Origin of the sequence: Actinoallomurus acaciae (assembly GCF_042429965.1) — a bacterium.
In the GTDB taxonomy this organism is placed as follows: domain Bacteria; phylum Actinomycetota; class Actinomycetes; order Streptosporangiales; family Streptosporangiaceae; genus Actinoallomurus; species Actinoallomurus acaciae.
Genome location: NZ_JBHLZP010000061.1, coordinates 1 through 25,176, shown reverse-complemented (window position 1 = coordinate 25,176; position 25,176 = coordinate 1). Strand labels below are relative to the sequence as shown.

Genomic DNA, 25,176 nt, shown 5'->3' with positions numbered 1-25,176 from the left:
CGACGGCGGGCCGCGGCACCGCGACGGCGGGCCGCACGCGGGCGGGTCGCCGCGGCAGGACCCGCAGGGCGACGACGCTCAGCACGACCACCAGCGCGACGATCACGATCAGTGCGGCGCCCGGCAGGATGTAGCCGGGGTCCTCGGACGGGGGCACGGACACGCGCAGCAGCGCGACGCCGAGCACGGCGACGACCCCGGTGATGACGAGGCCGCCCCGGCGCAGGTACGGCACGGGCCCGTGACCGAGCGAGGCGGGGGAACCACGGTCACTCCCTCCGTCGTAGGAGGACCTCTGACCGGGGAACATCGACTCGACCAGCGCGATCGGGATGACGACGCTGAACACCACGTGGTACGGCAGGTTGAGTTCGGTGTAGGCCGTGTTGACCCCGAGCAGTCGCGGCGCCCAGCCCGCCGCGCCGTACAGGTGAGGGCTGGTCAGGCTCTGCAGCGCCAGCCCCTCGTCGATGAGCCCGTACACCAGGCCCATCAGCAGGATGCCTCCCCGGCCGCCCCCGGTCCGGCGTACCAGTTCGCGGATCAGCAGCACGCCGGCGCCGTAGATCGGCACGTACAGCAGGACCAGCCAGAGCATCGTCACCTTGACGGTGCCGAGCGTGAGTTCGGCGGTGACCGGGGCGATGAGCACCAGGGCGAACGCGGCCCGGCGCGCGCCGGGCGGGCGGGGCCGCGCCGGGCCGCGTGCGAACCCGGTGCGCATCCGCCTGCGGTTCACGGCGACCACCAACGCGACCAGGAGCAGGAGCTGCACGCCCTGGATCACGCGCAGCCACGGGGGGTACGCCCCCGAGACGATCAGGTACGCGACGGCCGCCAGGCCGACCAGCGACACCACGCGGACCCGCCGGTACGCCGCACGGACGCCCTGCCGCAGCCGGCGGCCCACCCAGAGGTAGACCACCGCGACCAGGAGGATCGGCACGGGCCGGGTCCACAGGGTCAGCGCCAGCTCGTCCCTGGTCTTCGCCGGATCCGGGCCGGGATGCCGGGCGAGCTGGTAGTCCAGGATGCCGTGCCGGAACAGCAGCGTGAGCCCCGCGAACACGATGCTGAGCCCGAGGTTGGCGAACAGCAGGATCAGCACGAGCCGGACCGCGTCCCGCGCGGGCCGCCCGGTCGTCGGATTCCCCGATGGCGTCATGCGTTCGACCGTAGAAAGCGGGCCGGTCCCGCCGCCTCGGTCCGTCGTCTGGTCTTGCGGGTGCGACTTCAGACGGAGGGGCGGGGGCGTACCAGTCCGAGGTCGTAGGCGGCCACCACCGCGTGCACGCGGTCCGGGACGTTCAGCTTGCGCAGGATCGCCGACACGTGCGTCTTGACGGTCGCCTCGGTCACCACCAGCCGTCGGGCGATCTCGGCGTTCGACGCGGCCCGCGCCACCAGGGTGAGGACCTCCAGCTCACGGTCGGTGAGCTCGGCCAGCTCGGCGGGGCGTACCGGGTCGTCGGCGAGGGTCGGCACGAAGCGGTCCAGCAGGCGGCGGGTGACGGTCGGGGCGAGCAGCGCCTCGCCGCCCGCGACCACGCGGATCGCGTCGGCCAGCTCGTTCGGGCGCACGTCCTTGAGCAGGAACCCGCTGGCGCCCGCGCGCAGCGCCGCGTACATCGGCTCGTCGAGGTCGAACGTGGTCAAGATGATGACCTTCGGCGGGTGCTCGGCCGCGGTCAGCCGCCGCGTCGCCTCGATCCCGTTGGTGCCCGGCATCCGCACGTCCATCAGCACCACGTCGGGCCGCAGCCGTTCGGCGAGCCGTACGGCCTCCTCGCCGTCGCCGGCCTCGCCGACCACCTCCAGGTCGTCGCGGGTGTCGATGATCATGCAGAACCCGGCGCGTACCAGGTCCTGATCGTCGGCGACCAGCACGCGGATCGTCATGCGGGCTCCTCCAGTGGAAGGCGGGCGCAGACCCGGAACCCGCCGGCCGGCGCCGGTCCCGCCTCGACCGACCCGCCGAGCAGGGCCGCGCGCTCGCGCATGCCGGCGATGCCGTGCCCGCCGCCCAGGTCGGCGAACCTGCCGCCGCCCTTCCCGTCGTCGTGGATCTCCACCGTCAACTCTCCGTCCGCGACCCCGATGTTCACCCGCGCGGTACGGGCGCGGGCGTGCCGGACGACATTGGTGAGGGACTCCTGCACGATCCGGTACGCCGACAGCTCGACGCCCGGCGCGAGGGGCACGTCGTCCAGGCCCTCCTGCCGGATCACCACCTCCAGCCCGGCGGCGGCCAGGGGCCGGGCCAACGCGGGCAGGTCGGACAGCACGGGCTGGGGTTCGCCCGCCGCCTCCGCGTCGAACGGCCCCGCCTCCTCCAACGTACGGACCGTGCGCAGGAAGCGGCGCAACTCGGCCAAGGCCTGCCGGCCCGAGCCCTCCAGGTCTCGTATCGCCTGCCGGGCGCGGTCCGGGTTGAAGTCGAACACGTCGTTCGCCGCCGCGGCCTGGACCACCATCACCGACACCGTGTGGGCCAGGACGTCGTGCAGCTCACGGGCGATGCGGGCCCGCTCTTCGAGGACCGCGCACCGCCTCGGCCCGGCGGCGGGCCGACCGCGCCCGGCCCAGCGCGCCCCAGGTCCACGCGAGCAGCGCCGCGACGAGCCACAGCAGCGCATCGCTCCAGCGGCCGGTGATCAGGGCGATGGCGCCGGACAGCGCGATGACGACGGCCAGTATCCACACCGAGGCGCGCGCCGGGCGCAGCCACGCGAACGTGGACACCACCACCAGCGCGACACCCGGGCCGATCGTGGGATACAGCAGTTGGATACCGGCGCCCGCGCACAGCACCACCGTGGTCACCACGGCGGGGCGGGAGCCCATCCACCACATCCCGCCCGCCTGAACGACGGCCAGCACCGCGAGCGACCACCGCCCGGCGTCCGGGGACAGACCACGCGGCGTGAGGAAGAACAGCGGGCACAGCACCGCCAGCGAGCACGCCACCAGCAGGGATCGCCGCCGGGGCGGCAACCACGCCTCGACCTGGTCCGGCACAGCCACCGACGGTATCAGGGCGACGACCCGCCGCATTCCTCCCCAAGTCGCTCAGACGAACAGCGGCTCGGCGGCGGACCGCTCGGCCAGCGCGCTCATCGCCTCCTCGTCCGGGGCGGCGGTGTAGCGGGAGGCGGCGTCGAGCACGCGCGGCAGCAGGCCGACGTCGCCGACGCTGTTCACGAAGATGCCCGGACGGCTCAGCGCCCACCAGACGGCCAGGTCGATGTCGTCCTGCCGCTCCAGCGGCTCGTACCAGGTCGACCGGGTGTGCGGGCGTTCGCGCCAGTGGCGCAGCGCGATCGACTTGATCGTCTGCACCGCCACCCGCCGTTCCCGGCAGGTCTGGTGCAGCGCGTCGAAGTTGTCGGCGTAGTACGGGTTGCGCATGGTCACGTAGTTGTACGGCAGCAGCACCGAGTCGAAGTCGAATCGGTCGAGACTGCGCCGATGGGTCGCGGCGATCTGTGCGCCGTGGCCGGTCACCCCGATGAAGCGCACGAGCCCCTCGTCGCGCGCCTCGATCGCCGCCTCCAGCGCGCCGCCCGGGGAGAGGGCGACGTCCCACTCGATGGGGTCGGCCAGGTTGTGCAGCTGGAGCAGGTCGACGTGGTCGACCCCCAGGCGTTCGAGCGAACGGTGGAGCTCTTCGCGGGCCGCGCCCGCCGCGCGCTCACCGGTCTTGGTGGCCAGGAAGAACCGGCCGGGCTCGCGGGCCAGCAGCGGCTTGAGGCGTACCTCGGCCTCGCCGTAGGACGCCGCGACGTCGATGTGGTTCACACCGTGTTCGAGCAGGAGGTCGAGCGTCTCGTCGGCGACCCGCTGCGGTTCGTTGGCGAGAGCCGCGGCCCCGAAGATCACCCGTGTGCTGAGGTGGCCGGAACGCCCGAACTCTGCCGTCTCGATCGCCATGAACCCTCCCGTACGGAATGTGGGCGCCGCCGACGCTGATCACCGCGCGCCATGGGGTCAACCTACGCCTTGATCCGCGGCGTCCGGCCGTTCCGGTTTCGGTCGTAGCCACGCGTCGATCGCGCGGTGGATCCGCTCCTTGGTCGCCGCCGGGGCGAAGGACGCGTCGACGCCCGTACGGGACAGCTCGGCGAGCGCCGCGTCGTCGTAGCCGAAGGCCGTCCGGACGCGGGCGTACTCCTCGGCGAGGGAGGTGCCGGCCGTGGACGGGATGTCGGTGTTCAGCGTGACCCGCAGACCGGCGTCGCGCAGCAGCGGCAGCGGGTGGGCGTCGAGCGACGCGGCGAGGCCGAGCGTCACGTTCGACGACGGGCAGACCTCCAGTGGGATGCCGCGTTCGCGCACCTCGGCGACCAGGTCCGGGTCGTCCAGCACGCGGATTCCGTGCCCCAGCCGCTCCGTACGGCCGACGGTGATCGCCGCACGGATGCTGTCCGGCCCGCACGTCTCCCCGGCGTGGTGCACCAGGTGCAGTCCGGCGTCGCGCGCCGCGTCGAGCACCTCGGCGAACGGCGCGAGCGGGTACGCCTCGTCACCGGCCAGCCCGACCGCGATGACCTCATCGTGGGACTCGGCGAGCTTGACGGTGCGCCAGGCCCGCTCGACCGAGCGCCGCCGGGAGTGGTCGAGGATCACCCGGCACTCGATGCCGAACCTCGCCCGGCCCTCGGCCAGGCCGTCCAGCACCGCCTCCAGCGGCATGCCGAGGTCACCGAGGCGCTCGCCGTGCGAGGCCGCCGTGAAGGTCACCTCGGCATAGCGCGTGCCCTGCGCCGCCTCGTCCTCGCAGTACTCGACGGCGACTCGCCGGAAGTCCTCCGGCCGGCGCAGGCAGGTCCGGATGAGCGTGTTGTGGTCGGCGAACTGGCGGAACCCGTCGAAGACCGGCGGGCCGTCCTCCGGCCGCGACGGCACCGGGACCCCGGAGGCCTCGCCGAGCTCCCGCAACGTCGTCCACCGGAGGGTGCTCTCCAGGTGGACGTGCAGGTGGGCCTTGGGCAGGAGCGTCAGGTCGCGCATGGGACAAGCATCGCGTACTTCCCCGGTGCTCCGGCCTGGGCGGGCGGCGACGTACGGTCGACGGCATTTCGGCCTTGGCGGCATTGGAGAAATACGGCGGATGCTTCCGGTTAATGAGCCGAATAATCCGATACTGGCCGGTGTCCCGCAACCCTTCATTGGGTGGCCTGATGAGTAATGAGAGCGCCAAATTCTGCAACCCCGTACCGGGGCGGATATGACTCGTTATTTGCTCCGCCTGGCGAATTCATGGATCGGTCGAGACGTGAGCTTTTTCAATCCCGTCGCAGGTGTGGGGTCGCTTTACGTATCTCGATCGGGTCTTACGAACGCCACTGGGGCCGGTGTTAATGTTGCGATCGTTCAGCATCGAGGTACGACGTTTCTGAGATCACCGGCCACTTGGAGGGTGTGTGAAGCGGCAAAGGCTGAAGTGGACGACGCCTGTCGTCGGCGGTATTCGCCGCCAATGCCTCATGCTGTTCACCGCCGCCGCGTGGCCGCCTTTCCCCGAATGTAACTTTTCCGCTGATGCCGCCGCACAACGTGCGCCGGTCGTGTCCGGGTCAAGAAGTCACTCTCCACGAGAACTCCGAGCGGTGATCCACATCGCCGGTTAACGCCAGGGCTGTGCGGACCAAGGGCCGCCGCACCGCCCAGGCGAGAACCTCCCGAACCACCAGTGAAGAAAACCAACACCCTTGGGGGAGACATGCACAAATGGACCGCTCGCGCCGCCAGGGTGGCGCTGGTCGCGGCCGCCGTCAGCGCGGCCAGCGTCGGCGTCGCCAACGCGGACGACACGACGGGCGACCACAGCATCCTCGGCGGCAACCAGCTCCACATTCCGATCATCGCGCCGATCGGTCTGTTCGGTAACCACGTCAACGTGCTGAGCTCGGTGGTGCCGGGCAGCGGCTTCCGCTACTCGCACGTCCGCATGGACGAAGACCCGACGCCGCAGGTCGACATCTGCGGTAACGCCATCGCGAACGCGCAGGGCGTCGGCACGGCCGCGTGCAAGGGCCAGGCGAACATCGGCGCCACCGAGGCCGCTCCGGCTGCGATCGCGGCTGCGGCTCCGATCGCGGCTCCGATCGCTCCGGAGGCCCGTCCCGTCGAGATGAGCACGTCCGGCGAGAACGGCGTGCTCAGCGGCAACCAGGTCAAGGCACCGGTGCACGCCCCGATCCGGATCTGCGGCAACGCAGGCGCCCTCGGAGGCATGGCCACCGCCGCATGCGAGGGAACGGCGTCAACCGGCCGAATCGGCGGCACCGCAGCCCGCGGATTCGGCGTCGCCGGCCTGCTCGGCTGAGAACCAACACTCGGCCAGTTCTTCTGCATCGGCCAAATCACCTGTCCGTCCGCCCGGCCCACCGGGCGGACGGACATTCTTTTCTGCGCAGAGTCACGTCCCACGGCCCCGCCGTTCCCCGCCCCACCGTCCGCACAGCCCCCACCGTCCGCACAGCGCCGCGACCCCCGCCCCGCAAATCCTCATCCCGCTTTTTCGCGCTCCGTCTCGCGCTCCGTCTCGCGCTCCGTCTCGCGCTCCGTCTCGCGCTCCGTCTCGCGCTCCGCATCCGCACCACTCCGCCGCCATAACGCGCACTCTCGCGCCGCCCGCCGCCCGCCGCCCGCCGCTCCCCACAGCCGCACTACGCGCGCCGCCCCCTACTCCACGTAGCCGCACTACGTCCTCGCGGCTTCGCCCTACCTGCCTCGTACTTCACATCCGCACCCGACTCAATGCCATGCCCCGCACCCGCACCAGTCCCAGCGCTCGCACCTCACTTTGCGCCGCCGTCCGCAGCCGAGCCGCGCTCAACACCCCGCACCTACCCCCCTGCGCATCTGCGTCAAGTCTGGCGGTCCGCGCTCGCGCCGAGCGCCGCGTACGCCCTGCGCCCGGCCATGCTCCGCATCCAGCGCCCCGGCAGCGCTCCGCGTCTGCACCCCACGGCTCGCGCCCGGGTGCTCCCACTGTGAGCCGGGACTTGCCCGCCAACTCCGCCGCTGGCTTCGAGGCGAATCCGCAGAGTTATCCACAGCCGAACTGCCGGTCTTCCGCCAGGAGATCCCGGCGCTTGACAATAGAAGTGGGCTGAGCCCCCCGAGGCGGGCGGGGACTGTTCTCGGGCGGGGGCTGTTCTCGGGCGGGGGCTGTTCTCGTGGGGTGGTTCTGTGACGGGTGTTGGTCGGGTTGTGGAGGGTGGGGGCAGACGAGGTGAAATCACGATCTCTCCCCTTCCCCTATCAAGAATCCGGTCGCGACCGGCTATCTCCGCCTGTTCTGCTGATTCTCACGGCGGAGACGATGAAATTACATCGTTTCACTTGCACTTCCCGTGCGGTGATCTTGGGGTCGATAAGGTAATCGAAAAACCACCGTTTTACTTTTCGTGATTGGCGGCGGATCTAAATCCCGATGGTGAGCCTTGCGGCGAAAAGAGGCGATGATACGGCGCCAAGAGCAGAGGGTATCTGCTGATGCGAAGAAAGGTTCACACGTACCCTTTGGAGGTCGGCGGATGGATTCGGTGGACCAGGTTGAGTCGCAAGCCTGGAGTCTCTGGGCCAAATTGGCCGCTCCTGCTTTACTGCGATGTCCTGTCCTCGGTATCAGCGCTGTGCTGGTCGTATCGACGCCGCTCGCCGCGGTGGCTCGGGTTCTGCCAGGTTCCCAAGACTTCGCCTCGGCCCAGCCAACGCAGCGGCAGTTGCGTGTCCTGCGTTCCTACGAGCGGTACATGGGTCGGATGAAGGCCCAGACCGCCAAGGCGAGCAAGGCGGTGCGGTTCGCCTACCGGCAGGTCGGAAAGCCCTACCAGTGGGGCGGCGCCGGCCCGCGCACGTACGACTGCTCCGGCCTGGTGATGGCCGCCTGGCGCAAGGGCGGCCTTCGGCTGCCGCACCGGGCCGACCTCCAGCACCGGATGATCCACAGAAAGGTGGGCCTGAAGCACCTGCGTCCCGGTGACCTCGTGTTCTTCTCAGGCGACCATCACGTCGGCATCTACGTCGGACGCCATCACTTCCTCCACGCGCCGCACACCGGTGCGCGGGTTCAGCGCGGAACGCTGTCCGGGTGGCGGCTGCGGGTCTTCGCCGGAGCGGCCCGTCCGGGAGCGCCGGCCTACCACGCGTGGCCGCACTGGGTGCGGACGCTCGCCAAGCAGCACGAGGCCGAGCAGCACCCGCACGGCGCACCGCACCGGAGGCACGACGACGCGCGTACGAGCGGCCCGCAGGCGGAGACGCCCGGCACCGGGCCGGTCGAGGACGCGCCCGCCACCGATCCGGTCCAGCAGGAGGTCCAGGGGCCCGAGGACGACCAGACCGGCCCGTACACCGAGGCCGTGCAGCCGCCCGCCTCTCCGGTGGCATCGCAACCGGCGGACGAGCGGCCCCAGGAGCCGGCCGCGTACGCGCCGCCGGCGGGCTCGGGGCTGCTGTCCATTCCGCTGCTCAGGATGTCGGCGCCGCGTGGACACCACCACGACGACCCCGCACCTCGACCCAGAACGCAGCCGGACGCGCACACGGGCCCGCACACCGGTCCGCACGCCGGAACGCACACCGGCTCGCGGCCGCACCGGGCGCGGACGTCCGTGCGCCGTCAGAACGACGAGCAGCGGTTCGACCGCGACTTCGGCGACGGCGGCGACACCGGCGACTACGGGGACAATGACGACGGCGCCGCCGGCAACGACGGCATCGACCTGCGTTCACTCCTGGGAGACGCTCCCTGATCGATGCCCGCCGACCAGAACCACGGCCGAGACCGGACATCCCCGTTGGTGCGGATTGATTCAGGTTCCCAGGGGAAGAGTCGGGGGCGAGCCGTAGGTCGGCGGGGGGCGGGAAATGGCCGAGAGTGTTCGTTGTCCGGGGTCGCCGCTGAGGGCACCCCGGACAACGGCCTGCGGAGATTCCCCGACCCCGGAGCCCTCGGGGGAACGGCAGAGCACGCCCGGCGGTCTCCGGCCCGATCCCGCGGAGCGCGACCGCCCCAGATTATGCGCGTCGCGTCTGCGCCTGGCGTTAGGGCACGCCATCCGCCTCCTGCTCACCGTGTTCGGCCTGGTCCTGGCGTTCTCGGCGTTCGAGGCGCTCTCCCAGGCCGACGCCGAGACCCGCGCCGGGTCTCATACGTCGTACGCGAACAGCCGCCCCCAACGCGCGCTTCCCGGCCGATCCGGAGTGAGTCGACCCGTCACCCATGCGGGACGGGTCCCGCATCACAGAGCCCGACCGTACGGCCGCCGGCCGGTCACCGCCTGGCCGTACGACCCCGGCGGACACACCGCCCGCCGCCACGCCTGCCGTACGCGGGATCGCCCGGCCGGCGCGACGCGAACCCGACCGGCGAGCATCCCCGCGCGGCGGATCGCCCCGCACGGCGTACGGACGGCAGCACCCCGTCCCCGGCAAATCGGACCGCAGGGCTCGGCCACCACGCCGTACCGGATCAGGTCGACCGGATTCGTCACGCACGAACCACGACCCCGCACGCCACACGTCGGCGTGCCGCCGCCGGTTCCCGCCCCGCCCTCCGGATGCGGGGACGGCGGTCGCGACGGAGGCAAGACGCCCGGCGGCACCGGGGACATCCTGCACGTCGGCCGGCCCGCCTCCGGCCTCTGGACCGTCACGCCCCGGACCTCGCGACGATCCGGTCGCGACATCCCGGACAAGCCACCCTTCTCCCCTGACTGATCACGAATCGGCCGGCAGCGGCATGCGCCTGCCACCGGCATGCGCCCTGCAACCGGCAACGCCCTTTCAGGACCGGCGTGCCGCCGGTGACTCCCGATCGTCCGCAGAGGGGGAACGACTCGTGATCCGCACGCTCGTCGCCGAGCACGTGCACCTGTTACGCATCGGTCTGGTCGCCTATCTCAGCCAGGAACCGGGGATCGAGGTCGTCGCCGAGCTCGAGGAAGGCGACCGGCTCGTCTCCATCGCCGCCGCAGTGAAGCCCGAGGTCGCCGTCATCGACGTCGACCTGCCGCCGGAGGGAGGGGCCACCGGGGCCGGGTTGCTGGCGCAGATCGTGCCCGCCTGCGCCATGGTGTTGCTGGTCGGCCGGGAGGACCCCGGGCATCTCAGCCGTGCCATGTCCGTACGGCCTCTGGGCCTGATCAGCCGGGAGGCGCCGGTCGAACTGCTCACCTGGTGCGTGCGCCGGGTGGCGTCCGGCCGCCGCGTGGTCGACCCGGACCTCGCCCGTACCGCCCGGGCCATCGACGAGAACCCGCTGACGCACCGCGAGCGGCAGATCCTGCGGATCGCCTCCGCCGGCGCCTCGACGGCGGAGATCGCCGCCGAACTGTCGGTCAGCGCCAAGACGGTCCGCAACCATCTGTCCCGCGCGTTCGTACGGATCGGCGCGCGCAACCGGATGGACGCCATCCGCATCGCGACCGAGCGCGAATGGCTGTGAGAGACCGGGCGGTCAGCGGGGGGTCTCCGATGTCGGGGTCGGTGCGGCGCCGAGCGTCTGTAGCAGGTCGGCGACGGGTTGCAGCTTCTCGTACAGCAGGAGGAGGGGTTCGCCGGGGGTGGTGAGGCCGAGGGCGATGCCGACCGCGTCCTTCAGGTCGCCGGCGGTGCTGATCCGCACGTCCGGCCGTTCCTGCGTGAGCCCGTCGATGATGAGCCTGGTCATCTCTCCGGGGCGTCGGCCGCGCAGGTCCTCGTCCTCGTACACGACGACGCGGTCGAAGGACCGCGCGACCTCGCGCGCCGTCTCCATGACCAGGTCGTCGCACCGGTCGCCCGGCAGCGTCACGGTCGCCACGCCGTCGCGGCCCCAGACGCGTCGCAGCAGGCCGCCCACTGCCGCGACCGCCGCGGGGTTGTGGGCGTAGTCCACGATGACCGGGGTCTCCTCGACGCGAAAGGAGCAGCCACGGCCCGGGTTGCACCGGTGCGGGTCGAAGGTCTGCAGGCCACGGGCCACCAGGCTCATCGGCACGCCGAGCGCGCGGGCGGCCGCGGCGGCGGCCAGCGCGTTGGCGATCATGTAGTCGGCCCTGCCGCGGAAGGACCCGGCGACGTCGCCGACCGGCAGCAGCGCACGGGTGCGGCCGCCCTCGGCCTCGACCAGCCAGCCGTCCTCGGTGAAGTACGCGACGCCGTCGGCGCGAAGGTGCCGGGAGACGACCTCGTTCGCCCCGGACTGGGCGAAGTAACGCACCACCGGCTTGCGCCGCCGTACGGTCGGGCGTTCGGCGAACGCCGCGACCCGCGGGTCGTCGGCGTTGAGCACGACGTGGCCGCCGGGCCGGATCTCCTCGGCGACCAGTGCCTTGATCTCGACGAGGTCCTCGACCGTGTCGATGTCGTCGACGCCGAGATGGTCGTCGGTGATGTTGGTGACGATCGCGACGTCGGCGCGGTCGTAGCCGAGCCCGCGGCGTACGATGCCGCCGCGTGCGGTCTCCAGCACGGCCGTCTCGACCGTGCGGTTGCCCAGCACCATCTGCGCCGACCGGGGACCCGACGCGTCGGCCTTGTAGATCAGCTCATTGCCCACGTAGACGCCCTCGGTCGTGCTCATGCCGATCTGGCGGCCGTCCTGGCCGAGCAGGTGCGCGACCATGCGCACGGTCGTGGTCTTGCCGTTGGTGCCGGTGACGGCCACCAGGGGGACACGCGCGGTGGCGCCCGGCGGGTACATCTGGTCGATGATGTCGGCGGCGACGTCACGTGAGCGGCCCTCGTACGGCGCGAGGTGCATGCGGAGCCCCGGTGAGGAGTTCACCTCGATCACGCCGACGCCGCCCGCCTCCGGCGGGGCCGGCGCGCCGATGTCGGGCAGCCGCAGGTCGATGCCGCACACGTCCAGTCCGACGGTCGCCGCCACCCGGCGGCACAGCCGGATGACGTCGGGGTGCATGCGATCGGTGACGTCCTTGCTGGTGCCGCCGGTGGACAGGTTGGCGTTGCGGCGCAGCATGACGATCTCCCCGTCGGCCGGCACGCAGCCCGGATGCAGGCCCTGGCCGGCCAGGTGGGCCAGTTCGGTGTCGCCGATGGTCAGGCGGGTCAGCGGGCGGTCGTGGCCCTCGCCGCGCAACGGGTCGGTGTTGGCGAGGGCGACCAGCTCGGCGATGGTGGACCGGCCGTCGCCCGTCACACGCGCCGGGCTCAGCTCGGCGGCGGCCACGACCTGGTCGCCGACCACGAGTACGCGGTGGTCGCGGCCCGGCACGTAGCTCTCCACGAGCACCTCCTCGCACACGGTCGCGGCCTCGCGGAAGGCGGCGCTCACCTCGGCCGGGTCCGACAGCTCGATCGAGACCTTCTCGCCGTGGTGGCCGGACAGCGGCTTGACCACGACCGGGCCGCCGATCTCGGCGAGGACCGCCACGGCCTCCTCGGGGGACGTCACGATGCACCCGCGGGGCACGGGCAGCCCGGCCTCCTCCAGCAGGCACTTGGTCAGCATCTTGTCCGCCGCCGCCTCCATCCCGACCGCCGAGGTGCGGTCGGTCATGGCCGCCCACACCATCCGGCGGTGCCGGCCGTGCCCGAGCTGGAGGAGGTTCAGGCGGCCCATCCGGCGTACCGGGATGCCGCGGCGGCGTGCGGCCTCGGCGAGTGCCGCGGTGCTGACGCCCAGCCGGGTCTGCCCGTACGCCGAGGCGATGGCGGCCAGCTCCGGGCCGAGCGCCGGTGTGCCGCCCTCCAGCAGTTCGGCGACGGTGCGCATGGCGAGCCGCAGCAGCCGTTCCACGATCGGATCCTCGGGCGGCTCGTCACGCGGGCACTCGAGGATGACGTCGTAGCGTCCCGGCGCACCGGCCCAGACCGTACGGCCGAAGAAGACCTCCCGGCCGACCATCGAGGACAGCTCCAGCGTCACGTGCTCGGTGACGTGGCCGAAATAGGTGCCGCGGGCCATCGCCTCCAGCAGGCCTCCCGGCCGTCCGGCCGAACAGTGATGCGCGGTGAGATCCGGCAGCAACGGCACCAGCCGGTCGGCGAATCCGGGGAAGTCCGTGGTCTCCCGGCCGGTGAGCTCCTCCAGCTCCAGGCGGGCGATCGCCACTGGTCGCGAGACGTAGAGATTGGGACCGCCAAGCCAGCGCAGATGGTCCAGATGCACGGCTTACTCCTCTTCTTCCCGTGTTGGGCCGAACCACGGTTTGCGCTGCTCCAGGTCGAAACAGCAGCCGGCCGGAAGGAGATGCAGACGAACGTCGAACAGGGCCATCGGGTCGTTCGCGGCATGGTCCTGCGCGACGATGGCCCGATCGGCGTCCACGACGGTGACCACGCCACGGCCGATCACCTCGAAACGATTGCCGTCGACGATGATCGCGGTGTCCTCGTCGATGCCGACGCCGAGGTATCGCACGTCGAGGGCGATGCCGCTGAGCAGCCGTGGCAGCCGGCCGCGTTCGGCGAAATGCATGTCGATCAGGACGTTGCCGAGCAGGTCGAGCCCCGGCCCGATGCGTACCGACGACGTCGTGACCATCCCTCCGTCACCGCCGAGGATCATCCAGCGGCCCAGCGCGGTGGCGCCCGCGCTGGTGCCGGCGATCACGAGGCCGTCCTCGTGGAGCCGGCGGTGGAGGAGGACGTTGGTCTTCGAACCCACGAGCATGCTGAGCCGTGACTGGTCGCCCCCGCTGATCAGCACGCCGGTCGCCTGCTCGAGCATGGTGAGCGAGGCGGGGTCGTCGGCGGTCGTGCGCCCGATGAGCCGCAGCTCGGTCACGGACGGGACCCCGAGGCGGCGGAACACCGTGGCGTACTCGGCGGTGACCTGTTCGGGGACGCCGGTGGCCGTGGTCACCACGACGATGCGTGAGCGACGTGCGCCGGAGAGGCTGACGAACTCCTCGAGCGGTCCGGTGCCGCAGGTGCGGTTCTCCCTGCCGCCGATGACCAGGAGTCGGCCGCTGCCGGCGCTCCCCTCCGTTATGTCGGTCACGACAGCTAGCTACCCCCTTGTCACAGCAAGTAGTCGCCGACTGTGACACCGGGCATGGTGCGGTTTTCTTGGCCAATTGTCTGCCGAAGCGGGTGATTTATCGGAAGCTTGGACCTACTCCGTACGGCGCGAGGAAGGCCTTTTGAGATACCGGGTGGTATTTCGCCGAGCGCTATCCGGGAGGCCACGGTCCCCTTACTCCAGTGATGGCGGTGAACCGGCGATCCGGCCCGTGCGTCTAAGGGACGCATGATTCTTGAGACCGTGGGGGTGGCCGCAGGGACGTACGGGAAAAGGCGGCGTGGAAACCCTCCGAGAGGCACACTCACTCCGAAGTGGAGCGAATGGGGGCGGATGGCCCAGTTCGTTTTGGAGGTGCCCATGTCGTGTACGAACCGTTTCGGAAATGTTCGCCTTATGTACCGTCTTGTCCTGGCGGTCGACGTCGAGAAGTACAGCGCGCGTGACGCGCGAGAACAGCTACAAGCACAAACGGAGCTGAAACGCATCCTCAACGTCGCCGCCCAGAACGCCGGACTCGACCAGCGCGACTGGTACGAGCAGGTGAGCGGCGACGGCGAGCTGGTGGTCCTGCCCGAGGACGTGGACGTCTCAGCCGTCGTCGGGGACTTCACGCACCAGCTCGAGACGATCCTCGGTGAGGTCAATCGCGAGGTCGAGGGCGGCAGGCGCCTGCGGCTGCGGGTCGCGATGCACCACGGCACTCTGACGCCCGGCCCGTTCGGCCCTGCCGGCGACGCGCCGATCGTGGTCAGCCGGCTCCTCGACGCCAAGCCGCTGCGCCGGCTGCTGGCCGACCAGCAGGACCGCGACCTCGCGCTCATCGTCTCGCAGAGCCTCTACCAGGACGTCGTCCGCACCGGATTCTGCTCGCTCGACCCCGAGGAGTTCCAGGCCGTGCGCGTGAACGCCAAGGGCGTCCAGTACCACGGCTTCGTCCGGCGCGCCGATCAGATTCGGATGGTTCCGGCGACGGCGCTGCGATCGGTCAGCGGAGGCGGCGCGGAGCTGGTCGCGCTGCCCGGAGGCCGCGCCTGACCCGTCCACGCCATCCCCGCGCGCCTCCGCTCACCGGTTCTCCACCTCCCCGGTCGGTCGCCGCCCGCGCGCTGTCGCGGCCCGGGCGGCCGCCGACCGTTTCACTGTGGATTGCGTTCTATGAAGGGCATGCTCCGTAATGGCTTTTTGCGGGGGATTTAGTTTTGTGCGACTCGTGATCTTATTTTGGGATGAATTACGGCGTTCTCGGGCGAGCCGGCGGAGCATTCACCGGCTCGCCCGCAGCGAACGCGGAGGAGGCGAGTCCGTCGGCCCGTAGGCGGATCCCCACGGCCGGCACACCGCCGACGGACACCGGCCCCTCCGGACGTTCGGGTCGCGACGGCACCCCGGTCGACGCCGTCCGGCCGGGGTCGGTCCGGTCCGGGCTCGACCGCGTCGCCCACATGCGCTTACTCGCCAGATACGCCACATATTGGTCGGGCGGCAACGCTCCTGAACTGCCGGAACTCATCCGCCGGGGCTATCGGGACCATTCGCCGCACACCCGCTGTGCCCGTCGTGGGATTGACGATCGGCGATCTCACCGGCAAGGGTTCCGGAGTGCACGACCGCCGGTTTTCAAACGCCCGAGAAGAAACAGGCCCAGGACTCCCAGACTCGGCCGAAGTAGTGGCCGTTGCCCCCGCTTGTGCTTCCCGCGATCGGTGACCACGGCCGGAGTCCGGGCGAAGCATGGGTGTTCGCCCGGACCACCGGTGCGAGCGGGCTCGGTCACACCGGATGGGCCTTCAAGATGCCCGAGGACGACACCTACATGTTCGGTGCGACCGAATCCGTGCCCATTGTCAGGGGAGACAACGGCAGCCGCGGCAAAGCCCTGATCCTCAAGGGCCGGGAGAACGGCACCTGGGTCCTGACCGGAACCCGCGACCAGATGCTGCGGACCTTCCAGAACCCGGCCGCCAACCCCGACGTCGCCGCGACCGCGCCCTGGGCCAAGCCCTACGACAAGTTCCGGTGCCAGACGACCGGCGTCGCGAGAGCGGTCGCGGCCACGATCGCCGTCGCCACGAGCAGGAACGCCGGCTATCTCCTCGTCTTCAACAACTGCCTCGGCAACACCATCAAGATCCTGCGCGTGTACGGCGCGGTCCGGCTCCCCGCGGCGACGTACCTTCGCGCCCTGCCGAACTACTGGTTCAACAGCCTGACCGAGCCCTGGGGCCCGGTGCGGGACATCGGGCTCGCCGACGACCGGCCGCCCGCCTTCCCGAACTCCATCTAGACCGGCGCTACGCGGGCCCGGGGACCTCGAGGCGGGACTCCGGCACGTCGCCGATGTTGTAGTAGAGCTGGTTGCGGTCGGCCGGATAGACCGTGATGGTGAACCGCATCGGCTCGCCGGTCGTGGCGTACACGGTGCGGGAGAGCTCGATCAGACTGACGCTCACGTTGTCCGGCAGGCCGAAGAACACCGACTCCCTCTGGTCGGGAGGGCGCGCGGCGATGAGGTCCTGATAGCCCGCCTGCGTGAGCCCCAGCGCGCTCTCGAGGTAATTGGCCACGCCCTCGTCGACGTCGACGGCGTCGACGAGGCGTTCGGCGCCTCTGGTGACGAACTCCATGGGGTAGAAGGACGTCTGGAGCGACCACGGGTCGTCGTCGATGAAGCGCTCCTGGTACCGGCTGACCACCCGTGCGCCCTCGGCGAGCTGGAGCTGGCGGGCGAGGAGGCCGGTGGCCTTGCGGATCTCCACGCGCGGGTCGGAGGTGCTCGGCCGGCGGTTCTGGACGCGGGCGCTCGCGACGTACGCGCCGCCCTCGTCTTCGCTGCTCCCGAAGCCGTGTCGCGGGGACAGCTCGACCGCGAACGGGGTGATCTTCCGGGACACGAAGGTGCCGCGGCCCGGCTGGGCGACGACGAGCTGCCGCTGGGTCAGCCACTTGATCGCGTCGCGCACCGTGTTGCGCGAGGCGTCGTACTCGTCCTGCAGCTCGAGCTCGGTCGGGAGCTGTGAGCCGCGCGGGATCTCGCCGCTGTCGATCTTCTTGATCAGGTCGTCGGCGATCGAGCGCCACTTGGACCCTGCCATCATCACTCCTCGAACCGTCCCACTTCATATTGGCCAGACGGATCAACTCGGTCAAACAGGGTTAATGATTCCGTTTGGGGGTATTGACGGAATGGTTGGGATGATTCCATCCTACCAGGATTGATCACGTCGTAAGGGCGATACGGCAGAGTCGCCAGGTCGCCACCGGCCCGCCGGTATTCGGCGGGTCCGTCAGGGGGCGGATGATAAACCCCGCACTTTCGGTGCGGTGCGAGCGAGAGGGGATGCTCGTGCACTGGTTCGACTCGGCAAGTATGGTCCTGCTCGTCGTGGCGGTCGGCTTCTTCGGCGTCGCGGTGAACCTGCTCTGGAACTTCGTCAGGTCCAGCAACCGCGACCCGCTGACGCCGTACGCCCCGGACGAGCGTTCGGCACGTGCGCGGCGGTGGGCCGGCGTCTACGTCCGGCGTCCGCAGCCGCAGGACGCCCCGCTGGATCGGAACGCCGTGTAGGCCTTCCCGGACCCGTCTCTCACTGCCCCTCACGTACCCGTTCGTGAGGGGCAGGTCGTTGCCCGGCGCGGAGCGGTGACGCCCGCTCGCCGAGAGGAGGACCGATCTTGATGGAAACCCCCTGCCCCCGCGCGTCCGGACTCGCCCGGTCCGCCTCGTACGCCCGCGTCGCCGCCGCGGGAGTGATGGGCCGTCTGTCCGCGCGGGTGCTGCGTCCCCGCCCGTACGCCGTGGCGGGCTCTCTGCAGTGCGCGGTCGTGGCGTTCGACGTCGTCGGTTTCGGCGACCGGCGCCGCGACGACGAGGTGCAGCTCTACGTACGAGCCGGGCTGTATCGCATCCTCGAGGAGGCGTTCGAGGACACCGGAGTGCCGTGGCGGGAGTGTCACCGGGAGGACCGCGGTGACGGCGTCCTCATCGTCGTTCCCGCGCTGGTCGCCACCGAACTGCTCATCTCCCCGCTGGCCGAGCGTGTACGCGCGGGGCTGCGCCGGCACAACAAGCTCTCCAGCGAACCCGCGCAGATCCGGCTGCGGATGGCACTGCACGCCGGCCACGTCCGCTTCGACGCGTACGGGGTGGCCGGTCAGACGCTGGTGCACGCGTTCCGGCTGCTGGAGGCGCCCGCGTTCAAGGCCGCCTTCGCCGCCACGGGCCTCGAACTCGGCTGCGTGGTCTCCGACCGGCTGTACGACGACGTGATCCGGCACGGGCCGGGACTGATCGACCCGGATCTCTACGACGCGATCAATGTGTCCGTGAAGGAGACCGAGGCGCGTGCGTGGGTGCACTTCCCGCCCGGAGCGTTCCGGTCGGCGCTGAACGCCTGGCCGCACATCGTGGGACCCGCCGCGGCGGGCGCCTGATCACAGGACGGAGATGTCCCAGGCGATCGACACCGGCACCACCTGGCCCGTACCGCCGCTCACCATGATCGTGGCCGTGCCCGGCAGGGTGATCAGCCCCCGGTTGAGCGTCACCTCGATCTGCACCTGACCATGATCATTGATGGTCCCGCCGGCCTGGGCGAGCGTGACCTGGGGCGAGGAGGCCGCAGCGGTCCAGCTGACCTGGCCGCCCCGCGCGCCGAGCACCAAAGTGGCCATCGTGTCGTGGTTACGGAAGCGAATCGAGGCGGGGCTGACGACCAGCACGCCGGACTTGCGCCTCGGCGGTGTCGGCGAGGACGAGGGCGTCGGCGTGCGGGAGTTCATCGACTGCGGGGCGGTGGTCGGCCGCTGGTCGCCGGCGCTCGGAACGTCGGCCTGCTCCGACCGGCGCGGGTGATGCCGGGGCGAGCGGGAGGTGTGCGGCTTGCCGCCGGGCCACTGGATGTCGGGCACCGGCAGGTGCGGGTTCATCACCAGGAGCACGACGAACGCCGCGGCCAGTGTGGTGAACAGCCCCACGCTGGTGAACGCCCACCGGCGCGCCAGATGCGACGGCGCGTCCGGCTGACGCGGCATGCCCTCCGGCGTCAGTGCCCCGCCACGCGCGGCGATCTCGGCGCGGTACCCGGCCAGCTCGGGGTCGGTCCCGGTGTGCTGGACCCGGTGCCGCAGCGCCGCGGGCACCACGGGCGCGGGCGCCTCGAGCAGGAAGTCCTTGGCGTCGGGCACCCGCTGCTGTGCGCGGCTCAGCCGCGCCTCCGTGCGGCGGAGGGAGACCCCGACCGTCATGGCGAGGTCGTCGCCGGTCAGGTCGTGCCGTAGCGCGAGGAACAGTGCCTCACGGTGAAGGAAGTCCAGGCTGCCGAGGGGATCGCCCTCGGCGGGTTCGAGTTGCAGCTTGCGCTGCATGCAACGCCGCCGCGCCGCGGCGTACAGCCAGGGACGGAGCCGGCCGCGGTCACGCAGCCGCGGCGCGCGGCGCGCGGCGTCGATGAAGGTGTCGTGGACGACGTCGGCGGCGGCCCGCCGGTCGTCCAGCAGCGCCATGCAGTAGTCGTACAGGCGCTCGGCGTAAACGTCGTACAGCGTGGCCATCACGTCGTCGTCCCCGTCGTGCAGTCCCTTGACGAGACGGCGATCGGCGTCGGGGGCGAAGCGGGACCACCTTGCCATGTACGTGCTCCACGATTCAGGTTGCCTAAACCCTAGGGCAAGAAAGCAAGCTCACCGTAAAAAGCGCAAATAGTGCAACCTGCTCTTCGGCGTGATGTTTGGGGGGCCCGAGCGTCGGGTGGCGGTAAACGACGATGCCCCGTACGGGGTACGTACGGGGCATCGTTCGCCATGGCCGTTATAGAACCTTCGCCGTACGGTGACGGTCGGCCGAGGACGCTGGCAGGTCGGCCGGGGCGTCGGCCGGTCAGCCGAAGACGCGGGCCCTGGTCGAAACCGCCAGAGCGGAGTCGTCGGAGAAGATTCCGTCCACGCCGAGCTTGTAGAAGTCGGCGAGGTAACGCGAGGCGTCGCCCTCGGCCCGCGCGAAGTTCGGCGAGCCGGAGTCGCCCTGCTGGTACTCCACCGGCAGGAAGGAGTTCTCCGGCCGCACCGTCCAGGGGTGCACGGCGAGACCGGCGCGGTGCGCGTCACGGACCAGAGTCGTCGGCGGCAGCGCGTGGTTGCCCGAATCCACCGGAATGATCCGAGAGAGCCCGGGCCCGATGCCGTACGCGTAGGTCGCGACGTCCTTCAGCCCGGCCGGCTTGACCAGGTCGTCGTACGTCCGCGGGTCGTGGTTCGCCACGAAGTCGTACGGCGCGCCCTGCGTGTCGATGAGCTGGATCAACCGGATGCTCGTCTTCTTGCTGAGCGCCCGCAGGTTCGAGGTCTCGAAGGACTGGATGAACACCTTGTCGTTGCGGCCCTTGAAGCCGTACTTGGCGAGCTCCTTGAGCAGCTCGTCCTCCAGCGGCAGCCCGATACCGCGGAAGTAGGTCGGGTGCTTGGTCTCGGGGTAGACGCCGACGTGGTGGTCCTCGGCGATCTGCAGGACCTCGTCCAGGCTGGCGATCTTGTCGACCCCGTCGAACGCGCTGCTACCCGCGCGCACGTCCGGCAGCCGCTCCTTGAGCCGCAGCGTCTCCAGCTGCGCGAAGGTGAAATCCTCGGTGAACCAGTCGGTGTGCTGGACACCGTCGATCGTCTTGGTCTTCTTGAGACTCGCGAACTCGGGATGCCCGGCCACGTCCGTAGTGTCGTTCAGCCAGTTGTCGTGCCGCGCGACCAGAACATGGTCCTTGGTGGTCACGACGTCCGGCTCGATGTAGTCGGCGCCCATCTCGATGGCGAGCTCGTAGGCACTCCTGGACTCCTCGGGCCGATACGCGCTGGCGCCCCGGTGCGCGATCACAATGGGCTTCTGCCTGCTGAGCGTGCTGGGCGTACTCTTCTGCGCGGACGCCGAGGAAGCCCCGCTGACCCCGGCGAACACGGCGTATGCGGACCCCACGGTGACGAGCGCCAGCCCACCGGCCAGCAAGCGTCGAGACAGTGACATGAGCGACCTCCTGATTCGGAACGTGCGGAGGGTACGACGGCCAGGTGACGGCTGGGAGACCTGATCCTTAAGGGGAGAGGGTCCGATACCGGCCAGCCGCCGTCGAGTTGTCCACAGGATGGGCCTGCCTGTGGACAGAGCCTGGGGAATCTAGACGGATCACGGGGCCGGGGGTATCGATTCGCGCGGCGCCGTGGAGTGCCGGTACACTCGTCGGGCAGCAAGCAGCCGTAGCTCAACGGATAGAGCATCTGACTACGGATCAGAAGGTTGGGGGTTCGAATCCCTCCGGCTGCGCCCAGGTCAGGGGCCTGTTCCGATCATGGAACAGGCCTCTTTGCTAACAGGCTTGCTAACACCGATCGTCCTACTGCGCACCTCGGCTTGTGTGGTGCACATGCTGGTCGTCCTTCGAGCCGCTCGTTGATCACCCGCCTGCGGCGATGCGGCGATGGAAAAGATACGAGCGTGCGACTATCCGTCACGACGGTACCCCAGCGACTCTGATCCATCCGATGTTGATGCGGGCGCCGATCGGATGGCTGAAAATGGCCGTATGACGGGGCGTGTACGGGTGTGGGCGGGGAGCGTCATCGGAGTAGTGGCGTTGGCGGGTCTGGCCGTCTACTTGGGATCAGTGGGACTAGATAAGGCCGACAAGTGGGCCAGCGTGATCGGTGTATTCGTCACGCTGGCGGCATTCGGGGTCTCGCTGTACGACCTGCTGTCAAGAAGGCGTAGCGATAGCAAACCCGCGTCGGCGCAGGTCACACCGTCAGGGCAGCAGTCGATGAGTGTCGATGACGGTAACAGCGGGATCTCCTCTACCGGCGATGGCGCAACCAACATTCAGATGCGGGCCGAGGCATCTGGGCACGGCAGCGTCTACCAGGCCGGCGGCGACCAGAACATCAGCTCATGACGAGCCCTCCGCCCACGAATGCGGATGACGGGCGTGCTCACGTACGCATGGAGGGGACGGCATCCGAATATGGACGTGTCTACCAGTCGTTGGGCGACCAGATCATCACCCAAGTCAACCTGCCCGAGCAGGCATTGCGGCCTGTTGATCAGGTGACGGCTCCACCCAGCTTGGCCAACGTGTCAGGGCATTCCCACGTGTTTGTTGGTCGCGAAAACGAACTCGCCGACCTAGAAGCGTCGTTGACGACCACTGGTGGAGTGGTAGTAGCTGCGGTTCACGGGCTTGGCGGAGTTGGCAAGTCCACGCTGGCCGCCCGCTACGCCGCCACAGAGGCTGGCCGACTGAATCCGGTCTGGTGGATCACCGCTGACACCGCTCAATCGGTGCAGGCTGGCCTGGCTGATCTCGCCGTCGGATTGCAGTCTGAGTTGGCAGTGGGGCTGCCGCTAGAGATGTTGGCTCAGCGCGCCACCAGGTGGCTGGCCGCTCACGAACGGTGGCTGGTGGTGTTGGACAACGTCACCGACCCTGCCGATGTTGCACCGCTGCTAAACCAGACGTTGACAGGTCGGATCGTAGTGACCACTCGACTAGCGGAAGGCTGGCACCGTTACGGCGCTCGTGTCTTGCGGTTGGACGTACTAACTGAAAGCCAAGCTGTCGACCTGCTAACCGGCATCGCCGCCCAGGGGCAGCCCGATGCGGACCTGGACGGTGCCGCAGCATTGGTTAGAGAGTTGGGGTTTCTCCCACTGGCCGTTGAACAGGCCGCCGCCTATCTACACCAGAACCAGATTTCTCCCTGCGCCTACCTGGACCTCTTGGCACAGTACCCGGCAGCCATGTATGACGAGGCCGCACGCGGTTCGGACGCTAAGCGAACTATCGCGCGAATCTGGCGATTGACCCTGAACCAGTTGACCGACCTTCCGTTGGCTGGTGTGATACTTCAAACTCTTGCATGGTATGGGCCAGAGGAAATCCCTCGCAGCCTCCTAAATGGCATATTTAAGCCTCCGCAGATCCAGAGTGCACTCGGCGCACTAGCCGCCTATAACATGATTGCACTCGACGGCGAGGCGATCACAATACACCGATTGGTCCAAGCCGTCGCCCGTACTCCCGACCCGTCGGACCCTTATCGGCATGCAGACGACATCAATAACGCCCGAGAGCTAGCCACCTCCCTATTGGTCGCCGCTTTGCCTGATGACTATCAAGACCCCGCCAAGTGGCCAGCTTGGCGGTCGCTGCTTCCCCATATCAACGCTCTGCTCGCCAACGCGTCTCCTGATACTGATAGCGCGGAGACTGGTCATCTGCTCAATCAAGCTGGCCTCTTTCTAGGTAGTCAAGGGCGCTCGGATGATGCTATCGCGTTCTTCGAACGCGCCATTGCGGTCGATAAGCGCGTTCGGGATGATGACGATCCAGAGATATTTACGCCACAGCACAACCTTGCGGTGGCGTACAGTGATGTGGGCGACCTCGAAAAAGCAATCCCGCTGCTTGAACGCATTCTAGTTGATCGAAAGCGAATTCTGGGTGTCGATCACATCGATACCATGACAACTCAAAATAATCTTGGCAGCGCCTATCAAGAGGCGGGTGACCTGCTACGAGCTGTCAGACTTCTCAAGCAGACCCTTACCGACCGCGAGCGGGTCTTGGATTCTGATCATCCGCACACGCTTTCCTCTCGCAATAACCTCGCAAATGCCTATCTGGCCGCAGAAAATTTTGCTCGGGCTATTCCTCTATTTGAGCGGGCGGTTGCGGACCATGAGAGAGTCTTGGGTTCGCGGCATCCGTACACGCTGGCGGTGCGAAGCAATCTTGCGGGTGCCTATCAAGGGGCGGGTGACCCAGATCGTGCGGTCGCCATACTAGAACAGATTTTCGCTGATTCGGAAGAAATATTCGGCGACGAAAGTCTGGAAACGTTGCGCGCACGGAATAACCTGGCAGGCGCGTGTCTAGAAGCGGGTGGTCTGGAGCGCGCGATTAAACTGTTTGAGCGAACTGTTGCCGACAGTGATCGGATACGAGGAAAAGGCCATCCTAATACAATCGCATCCAAGCACTCCCTTGCGAGGGCGTACCGAGACGCAGGAAAATTTCGTCAGTCCATCGCCATGCTTGAGCAAGTAATTTCCGGCTGGAAAGATTTAGTGGGCGCTGACGACCCTAGAACGATCACTGCGCGACACAATCTTGCCCATGCCTATCAATTCGCTGGCGACTTCCGATGGGCGGCACAACTTCATCGGGAGATTCTCCCTGACTGTCGCCGAGTTTTGGGTCCGGATAACTTGGTGACAATGTGTGCTGCTACATGGCGTGGTTGACTTGGAAAGGCGGAATGATGGCACTGTTCTGCAAGGCGGAAAGGCTCCTTGGGTGAAGCAAGGAGCCTTTCCGCTAATTATCGGACGACCGTTCTATGCTGCTGCAATTTGCCGAGCGAAGATGTCCGCCGCCTCCACGAGCTGTTCGTTGATCACGTGTGCGTAGACCCGGAGGGTGATCGAGGGGTCGGCGTGGCCGAGGCGGGCCGCGACGACGTGGACCGGGACGCCGGCCAGGAGCAGCGTCGTCGCGTGGATGTGGCGGAGATCGTGGAGCCGGGCGAGCGGGAGCGCCTCGGACGGGTTCGTCTTGTTGTGTCGGGCGGTCAGGGACGCCATGAGCGATGACACGGTGTCCGGGTGGATCGGCTCACCCCAGGCGGTGGTGAAGACGTGACCGTTCTCCTTGTTCTCTGCGTCCTTCCACTCGTCCCCCGCCGCCAGGCGGTCGGCGTTCTGTCGTTGCCGGTGGCTTTTGATCGTCTGGATGGTGTCGGCGTCGATGCTGACCACTCGGGATCGGCCGCTCTTGGTCGTTCCCTCGATGCGCTCTCCCGCCACGAAGGCCGCCGAGCCCGCGATGGTGATCTGCTTCCCGTCCAGGTCGATGTCTCGCCACCTCAGGTTGAGCAGTTCACCGCGTCGAGCGCCTGTGTAGGCGGCCAGGTGGAAGAACGCGGACAGCCGGTGTGCCTTGGTGGCGTCGAGGAAGGTCTTGAGCTGGGCGCCGTCCCAGACCTTGCCAGGTTCGTTGCGTTGCATCCGGGGACGCTTGGCGCGCTCGACGGGGTTGGACGGTAGGAGCTGGTCGACGCGGACGGCATCGCCGAATGGAGCGCCCCGGGTTGGGTGGAGGGCCTGATACCTGGAAGGGTGAGGGGCTATGGCACCCCCGAGGAAGTACCCC

General features: G+C 68.9%; 21 protein-coding genes and 1 tRNA gene. 10 read left to right on the top strand and 12 right to left on the bottom strand.

Annotated elements, in window-relative coordinates; all coding sequences use genetic code 11:
• From ACFFNX_RS11460 to add, 6 genes are all read right to left on the bottom strand, one after another.
• A partial coding sequence (locus ACFFNX_RS11460) for an AF_0692 family protein (RefSeq protein WP_378199195.1) occupies positions 1 to 1,165 on the bottom strand: 1,165 nt, incomplete at its 3' end.
• 68 nt (positions 1,166 to 1,233) lie between these two features.
• A complete protein-coding gene (locus tag ACFFNX_RS11455; RefSeq protein WP_378199192.1) occupies positions 1,234 to 1,899 on the bottom strand; it encodes a response regulator in 666 nt (221 codons plus the stop codon).
• Positions 1,896 to 2,474: a sensor histidine kinase gene (locus tag ACFFNX_RS11450; RefSeq protein ID WP_378199189.1), complete on the bottom strand. Its 579-nt coding sequence runs from the start codon at positions 2,472 to 2,474 to the stop codon at positions 1,896 to 1,898. Before ACFFNX_RS11450 ends, ACFFNX_RS11455 begins: the two co-directional genes overlap by 4 nt.
• A 34-nt stretch (positions 2,475 to 2,508) precedes the next feature.
• Entirely contained in the window at positions 2,509 to 3,024 is a 516-nt protein-coding gene (locus tag ACFFNX_RS11445) for a hypothetical protein (RefSeq protein ID WP_378199186.1), read from the bottom strand.
• Between the two features lie 45 nt (positions 3,025 to 3,069).
• The gene (locus ACFFNX_RS11440; protein ID WP_378199184.1) at positions 3,070 to 3,930 is read right to left on the bottom strand and encodes an aldo/keto reductase; all 861 of its coding nucleotides are present in this window, start codon (positions 3,928 to 3,930) and stop codon (positions 3,070 to 3,072) included.
• A 57-nt stretch (positions 3,931 to 3,987) separates the two neighbouring features.
• Positions 3,988 to 5,010 carry an adenosine deaminase gene (add, locus tag ACFFNX_RS11435; protein ID WP_378199181.1) on the bottom strand — a complete coding sequence of 341 codons (1,023 nt, stop codon included), beginning with the start codon at positions 5,008 to 5,010 and terminating at the stop codon, positions 3,988 to 3,990.
• 712 nt (positions 5,011 to 5,722) lie between these two features.
• On the opposite strand from add, the gene ACFFNX_RS11430 reads away from it, so the two are divergent.
• The 3 genes from ACFFNX_RS11430 (at position 5,723) to ACFFNX_RS11420 (ending at position 10,459) form a co-directional block, all read left to right on the top strand.
• Positions 5,723 to 6,328, top strand: coding sequence for a chaplin family protein (locus tag ACFFNX_RS11430; protein ID WP_378199178.1), 606 nt, complete (start codon positions 5,723 to 5,725; stop codon positions 6,326 to 6,328).
• Positions 6,329 to 7,772: 1,444 nt separating this feature from the next.
• Positions 7,773 to 8,765 carry a C40 family peptidase gene (locus ACFFNX_RS11425; RefSeq protein ID WP_378199176.1) on the top strand — a complete coding sequence of 331 codons (993 nt, stop codon included), beginning with the start codon at positions 7,773 to 7,775 and terminating at the stop codon, positions 8,763 to 8,765.
• Positions 8,766 to 9,853: 1,088 nt separating this feature from the next.
• Positions 9,854 to 10,459 carry a LuxR C-terminal-related transcriptional regulator gene (locus ACFFNX_RS11420; protein ID WP_378199173.1) on the top strand — a complete coding sequence of 202 codons (606 nt, stop codon included), beginning with the start codon at positions 9,854 to 9,856 and terminating at the stop codon, positions 10,457 to 10,459.
• Between the two features lie 12 nt (positions 10,460 to 10,471).
• Here ACFFNX_RS11420 and cphA read toward each other — a convergent pair whose 3' ends face one another.
• Both cphA and ACFFNX_RS11410 read right to left on the bottom strand, forming a co-directional pair.
• A complete protein-coding gene (gene cphA, locus ACFFNX_RS11415) occupies positions 10,472 to 13,129 on the bottom strand; it encodes a cyanophycin synthetase (RefSeq protein WP_378199170.1) in 2,658 nt (885 codons plus the stop codon).
• A 3-nt stretch (positions 13,130 to 13,132) separates the two neighbouring features.
• Positions 13,133 to 13,963, bottom strand: a complete 831-nt coding sequence (locus ACFFNX_RS11410) for a cyanophycinase (protein ID WP_378199167.1) — start codon at positions 13,961 to 13,963, stop codon at positions 13,133 to 13,135.
• A gap of 417 nt (positions 13,964 to 14,380) precedes the next feature.
• Between ACFFNX_RS11410 and ACFFNX_RS11405 the strand changes: the two genes are divergently transcribed.
• Together ACFFNX_RS11405 and ACFFNX_RS11400 are read left to right on the top strand one after the other, a co-directional pair.
• Positions 14,381 to 15,022: a hypothetical protein gene (locus tag ACFFNX_RS11405; protein WP_378199164.1), complete on the top strand. Its 642-nt coding sequence runs from the start codon at positions 14,381 to 14,383 to the stop codon at positions 15,020 to 15,022.
• Positions 15,023 to 15,662: 640 nt separating this feature from the next.
• Positions 15,663 to 16,271 carry a hypothetical protein gene (locus ACFFNX_RS11400; RefSeq protein ID WP_378199161.1) on the top strand — a complete coding sequence of 203 codons (609 nt, stop codon included), beginning with the start codon at positions 15,663 to 15,665 and terminating at the stop codon, positions 16,269 to 16,271.
• Positions 16,272 to 16,278: 7 nt separating this feature from the next.
• Here the strand turns inward: ACFFNX_RS11400 and ACFFNX_RS11395 are convergent, their stop codons facing one another.
• Positions 16,279 to 17,079 carry a GntR family transcriptional regulator gene (locus tag ACFFNX_RS11395; protein ID WP_378199158.1) on the bottom strand — a complete coding sequence of 267 codons (801 nt, stop codon included), beginning with the start codon at positions 17,077 to 17,079 and terminating at the stop codon, positions 16,279 to 16,281.
• A 245-nt stretch (positions 17,080 to 17,324) separates the two neighbouring features.
• Between ACFFNX_RS11395 and ACFFNX_RS11390 the strand changes: the two genes are divergently transcribed.
• Positions 17,325 to 17,552, top strand: coding sequence for a hypothetical protein (locus ACFFNX_RS11390; protein WP_378199155.1), 228 nt, complete (start codon positions 17,325 to 17,327; stop codon positions 17,550 to 17,552).
• A 110-nt stretch (positions 17,553 to 17,662) separates the two neighbouring features.
• Positions 17,663 to 18,418, top strand: coding sequence for a hypothetical protein (locus ACFFNX_RS11385; RefSeq protein WP_378199152.1), 756 nt, complete (start codon positions 17,663 to 17,665; stop codon positions 18,416 to 18,418).
• Here the strand turns inward: ACFFNX_RS11385 and ACFFNX_RS11380 are convergent, their stop codons facing one another.
• Complete coding sequence (locus ACFFNX_RS11380) at positions 18,419 to 19,615, bottom strand: sigma factor (RefSeq protein ID WP_378199149.1); 1,197 nt, start codon at positions 19,613 to 19,615, stop codon at positions 18,419 to 18,421. It lies immediately after the preceding gene.
• Between the two features lie 247 nt (positions 19,616 to 19,862).
• Positions 19,863 to 20,996 (bottom strand): glycerophosphodiester phosphodiesterase, encoded by a 1,134-nt coding sequence (locus ACFFNX_RS11375; RefSeq protein ID WP_378199146.1) that lies wholly within the window; start codon positions 20,994 to 20,996, stop codon positions 19,863 to 19,865.
• Between the two features lie 224 nt (positions 20,997 to 21,220).
• On the opposite strand from ACFFNX_RS11375, the gene ACFFNX_RS11370 reads away from it, so the two are divergent.
• The 3 genes from ACFFNX_RS11370 (at position 21,221) to fxsT (ending at position 24,269) form a co-directional block, all read left to right on the top strand.
• A tRNA-Arg gene (locus ACFFNX_RS11370) sits at positions 21,221 to 21,293 on the top strand.
• A gap of 340 nt (positions 21,294 to 21,633) precedes the next feature.
• The gene (locus ACFFNX_RS11365; protein ID WP_378199143.1) at positions 21,634 to 21,918 is read left to right on the top strand and encodes a hypothetical protein; all 285 of its coding nucleotides are present in this window, start codon (positions 21,634 to 21,636) and stop codon (positions 21,916 to 21,918) included.
• 89 nt (positions 21,919 to 22,007) lie between these two features.
• On the top strand, positions 22,008 to 24,269 hold the full coding sequence (gene fxsT / locus ACFFNX_RS11360; RefSeq protein WP_378199140.1) for an FxSxx-COOH system tetratricopeptide repeat protein: 2,262 nt from the start codon (positions 22,008 to 22,010) through the stop codon (positions 24,267 to 24,269).
• Between the two features lie 93 nt (positions 24,270 to 24,362).
• Here the strand turns inward: fxsT and ACFFNX_RS11355 are convergent, their stop codons facing one another.
• Entirely contained in the window at positions 24,363 to 25,031 is a 669-nt protein-coding gene (locus ACFFNX_RS11355) for a tyrosine-type recombinase/integrase (RefSeq protein WP_378199137.1), read from the bottom strand.
• Between the last annotated feature and the right edge of the window lie 145 nt (positions 25,032 to 25,176).

What these genes read in the sequence shown, in the direction of transcription:
- ACFFNX_RS11440 (WP_378199184.1), bottom strand. Translation starts at nt 3,930, where the DNA reads ATGGCGATCGAGACGGCAGAGTTCGGGCGTTCCGGCCACCTCAGCACA.
- ACFFNX_RS11395 (WP_378199158.1), bottom strand. Translation starts at nt 17,079, where the DNA reads ATGGCAGGGTCCAAGTGGCGCTCGATCGCCGACGACCTGATCAAGAAG.
- ACFFNX_RS11390 (WP_378199155.1), top strand. Translation starts at nt 17,325, where the DNA reads ATGCTCGTGCACTGGTTCGACTCGGCAAGTATGGTCCTGCTCGTCGTG.
- add (WP_378199181.1), bottom strand. Translation starts at nt 5,010, where the DNA reads ATGCGCGACCTGACGCTCCTGCCCAAGGCCCACCTGCACGTCCACCTG.
- ACFFNX_RS11455 (WP_378199192.1), bottom strand. Translation starts at nt 1,899, where the DNA reads ATGACGATCCGCGTGCTGGTCGCCGACGATCAGGACCTGGTACGCGCC.
- ACFFNX_RS11405 (WP_378199164.1), top strand. Translation starts at nt 14,381, where the DNA reads ATGTACCGTCTTGTCCTGGCGGTCGACGTCGAGAAGTACAGCGCGCGT.
- ACFFNX_RS11380 (WP_378199149.1), bottom strand. Translation starts at nt 19,615, where the DNA reads ATGGCAAGGTGGTCCCGCTTCGCCCCCGACGCCGATCGCCGTCTCGTC.
- ACFFNX_RS11385 (WP_378199152.1), top strand. Translation starts at nt 17,663, where the DNA reads ATGGAAACCCCCTGCCCCCGCGCGTCCGGACTCGCCCGGTCCGCCTCG.
- ACFFNX_RS11355 (WP_378199137.1), bottom strand. Translation starts at nt 25,031, where the DNA reads ATGCAACGCAACGAACCTGGCAAGGTCTGGGACGGCGCCCAGCTCAAG.
- ACFFNX_RS11430 (WP_378199178.1), top strand. Translation starts at nt 5,723, where the DNA reads ATGCACAAATGGACCGCTCGCGCCGCCAGGGTGGCGCTGGTCGCGGCC.
- ACFFNX_RS11450 (WP_378199189.1), bottom strand. Translation starts at nt 2,474, where the DNA reads ATGGTGGTCCAGGCCGCGGCGGCGAACGACGTGTTCGACTTCAACCCG.
- ACFFNX_RS11425 (WP_378199176.1), top strand. Translation starts at nt 7,773, where the DNA reads ATGAAGGCCCAGACCGCCAAGGCGAGCAAGGCGGTGCGGTTCGCCTAC.
- ACFFNX_RS11375 (WP_378199146.1), bottom strand. Translation starts at nt 20,996, where the DNA reads ATGTCACTGTCTCGACGCTTGCTGGCCGGTGGGCTGGCGCTCGTCACC.